Source organism: Endozoicomonas sp. ONNA2 (assembly GCF_024606365.1).
Lineage (GTDB): Bacteria > Pseudomonadota > Gammaproteobacteria > Pseudomonadales > Endozoicomonadaceae > Endozoicomonas.
In genome coordinates this window covers 1-3,839 of sequence record NZ_JAHHPO010000391.1, presented here as the reverse complement: position 1 = coordinate 3,839, position 3,839 = coordinate 1, and the positions used below count along the sequence as shown (strand labels likewise).

At 47.6% G+C, this 3,839-nt stretch carries 2 protein-coding genes; both read left to right on the top strand.

The annotated features are described in order from the left end of the window. The coding region (locus KDK14_RS07145) for a transglutaminase-like domain-containing protein (RefSeq protein ID WP_257264362.1) at window positions 1-3,304 on the top strand (3,304 nt) is incomplete at its 5' end. Window positions 3,305-3,349: 45 nt separating this feature from the next. Beyond that, the coding region (locus KDK14_RS07140; RefSeq protein ID WP_257264361.1) for a hypothetical protein at window positions 3,350-3,839 on the top strand (490 nt) is incomplete at its 3' end.

Below are 3,839 nucleotides of genomic sequence, written 5' to 3'. Positions count from 1 at the left end.
AGATCTGCCGTTACAGCCGACCAGCGTTGATCTGCAGAATGCGGCCAGGGCTGTCATCCGAGGGGGCGACTTTAGCGAAAACGGACTGCATCAGTGCTTCAAGCAGCACTACCGGCTCTATCTGATGGCCGCCAACCTGTCGCTGGAGACACTGCCAGAGAGCCCGGCGCGGGCCTTGGGTAAAAACTTGGGTAAAAAAGAGCTGGATGCCGGGCTTTGTGATTGGTTCAACGAAACGGTATCGGGCATGGATCGTCCGTGGTTGATACACCGCAGTCATGTCAACAGTCTTGATGAAAAACGCCATGAAATTCGTGTCAAGTCTGATCTGGGTATAGACCAGCAAAGAACGGCCATCATCAAGATGGTGGCTCAGGCCAGATGGCAGGCATCCGGTCTCTGCCTGGAGCCGGATGAGTCGGACGACATTCTCACCCGGGCACTGTACCGACACTGGCAGCATCACTGGTTTGATCTGCAGTTTGGCCGGACGGGCGTGAGCGCCAACAGCGTGTTTCCCCTGACGAAAGAACAGGATCAAACGCAGAATGTGGTTTCTCAGTCTTATTTTCGGGAGGCTGATCAGCGGATGATATGGGCATGGAACCCCAATGCAGTTCAATTATGGCCTGCGTTTTGGCACCAGCTGAGAGATGTGCTGAACCAATTGGTTGACGATTATAGTGAGGCAGGGATTGGCGGTGGTAGCACTCCTGAAAAATACAGGCCGGAAGCCCGCGAGAATAAATCCTGGACATTGGACCGGAGGACGAACTACGAGCACCAGAAGGTATCAAAAAGTAGCGATTATCAAGTGTTCAATACGAACGACCATTCTCCCACAATGTATCGCTGGTCGGCAGAGGATATTTATGTGACTGCTGAGGGTGATGTCAAACTGATCGATATTAATGATAAACATCTCCTGGGGTTCGAACCCCTCTTGCCTGCCCGGTTACCAGGGTATGACCAGGCAGTGACATTAGCCTGGAATCAAACGCTGGCGACCTTAAACAGGTCATCGGACAATGGTCAATATACACTGCCCAGCCTGAAGGTTAACAACTCTATTGTGGCCCTGCGTCTGGAACCCGATTTGCCATTTACCCTGATCAGGGACCGATATACCGGGCTTCACACAGTGTTTATTCCAGAGGCCGAAGCCAACCAGAGCATTAAGTTTGTTTATGTTGTAGAAACCAGAGAACCGGGCCCATGCACTAAAAAAGCCCGGGCAGAACGCTCAACATGGTTTGATGCCCGCTGTTCAGAAGGGATGAAAACAGTACTGGAAAAACTGTTTGCTGCCATTGACCAGCAGCCACCCCGGTATCCACCCGAAGTACAGGAGCTTTGGCGGACAATAAAAAATGCTGAAGACACGAAGCAACGAATCAGGGCAATCACGGACTATTGCCAGGAATTTTCCGGTGAGGCTGAACCAAAGATCGGTGAAAATTTCTTTCACTTCCTGGTAACACAGCGGCAAGGCAGCTGCATTCATCGTGTGCCTGTTTTTATTGCTTTTTGCCGTTATTTCGGGATTCCGTGTCGGCAAATCAATAGCCGTAGCCACAGTTTTGCGGAGTATTCCGGAGATGGAGGCCAAACCTGGGAGGGAGTGGATTTGGGCGGGTCGCCTTTACTGCGAAAGCAAGGCTCACCTGATTTCCAGCCCACCAGGGAGGGAAGTGGTTCCAGCACAGAGTTAAAGAAGATCAGGGAACTCCTGAAAGGTACTGATTTAGTACAACAGCAAGCTTTGGCCAAGGCTTATGGCTTGAGCCTCGAGGAACTGAACAAAGCCCTTGAGGCAAACTGTGCATTGCCAGGACTCAATCCAAGCCCTGCCGACACGGTATTTAACCTTTGGAGAAGAAGAGATTTAACCGGTTTTTCCATGGGCGTCTCAATGTTAGCGTCGCTAGAGACAAAAGCATTGGGCTCACGCGAGGAGGCTTTAATCGGTATTTTACCTTCCCCCAACGGTACCTATAACCCGTTATTGGAGGCAGTAAAAAAAATACTGTCCAAAAGTGATAAAGATCATATTATCGAACTACTCAAGTCACTCCATTCAACAATGATTGATCGGGCCAGAGCAAGCCCTCACCAGTGGTTACATTCAATGGTGCGTATACTGGACAGTGACTTGACCAACCCTTCGGTTATTAACCTTGCCCATGAAGTTTTGAAATCCGGTTGGTTGGATCCACTGCCGAACTATCACAGCTATATTTTTGGGATTGGAAGACATCATGATCTACTGGTGCGTCTGGAAAGCGTTGATGAACTGAAAGTTGACGCCGCCAATTGCCTGAAAAAGTGGTATCAGGAATTGTTGTCCAGGGGGAAAAATAGCCAGGAATGGCGCTTGGCTTATAAGTGCCAACAAGAGAGAAAAGGTGATTCCTTATTGGTTACTCATTGTTATGATGGGGTGTCGTCATTCCTTAAAAATAACATTGTCAGCTTATCTTTACAGACTGCCTGGACGGACGAACCCGGGGGGATGCCGAATATAGAACGAATGTTGGTGCACAATCCTGCGTTTCCACAGTTAATCTCCGGCAAAGCTAACCACCGTCCGGTGATTATCTTGGGGAAACCTGACTGGCACAGCACAATGATTAAAAAACAGGTCGAAACCCTGTTACAACGAAAAGTTGAGAACAGCCCGGAGCTAAAGCAGTTATTGGCAAAAATCAATAAATATGATGCGAAGAAAAAACAACTTAATAATGCTCTGGTTGGATTGGAAGATTACTATTTTAGTGGTGACAGGGGGAATTGTGAAACTGAGGAACAAGAATATTTGGAAAAAAACCGGGAATATTCGGAAAAATACCAAGAATATAGGGAAAAATACCTTGCTATCCAAAGAAGTTACGAACCAGTTCTGAAATCTCTTGAGGTGCCAAGTAATGACCAAAGGACTCTGAAGGATTTAAAGGAAAAATTCGAGCAAGCGATTCAGCAGGCTTTCAGTCATTACCTGTATGGAGTGACACACTCGAAGGGTGGTGGTTTAACCTTTTGTTGGGTCGACGCTCACATCCGTAATGCTAAAAACTATTTCCGCTATGGCGCTCATGATCCATCCTCACCAGAAGAACTGTATGCCATGATGTCTGAAATTAATGGCAATCTCGATGTCGAGAAAGTTATTAAGGATAACTATTTAAGGCAGACACACAATGCCAATAATGCACTGGTGCTCAAATCCGATGAGTTGACAAAAATTGCCAGTGAATTTTTGAGCAGCGTGAATTTGAATTCGATGTATGACTCGCTGGATATCTGACAGTCTCCTGAGGGTTCTCATTATGCAAAATAAATGAAGGTTAAGATGACGCCATCATCGAACAATTTTGTCAGCCCGGTTCCTTCGCCTCTGCCAGAACTGACGGCACAGGCTGTCGCCACAAAGCCCTTGATCAGTATCCATGAGGAGAGATTCAGACCTCTGCAAGCGGCCATGAACAGCAAAGAAATAAAGTCCCTGTTCATCTGCGAACTGAAACAGCTATCAGACCGGGTGATCACTGTTTTTCCGCCAAAGGAGTTCCTCTACATCGGGATAGGCCGAAGTCCGGCAACTGTGATTGCAGAGCTTCAGGGCCGGTTAGGAAAAGACGCGGCATGCAATATGCCACTTTCTGATTTTCAGTTGCTGGAAACCTGTAAAAAGGGCAGGGTGCGATTTAAAGAAAAGATAACGCCCGAAGAACAGAAGGCGCTCTTCCATCATTTCGATAAAACTCTTGGTTCGAGGGCCCACAACCGAAAAGTGTTGCTCATTGATTATGTCTGGTCAGGAAGCACACTATTGTCAGCCA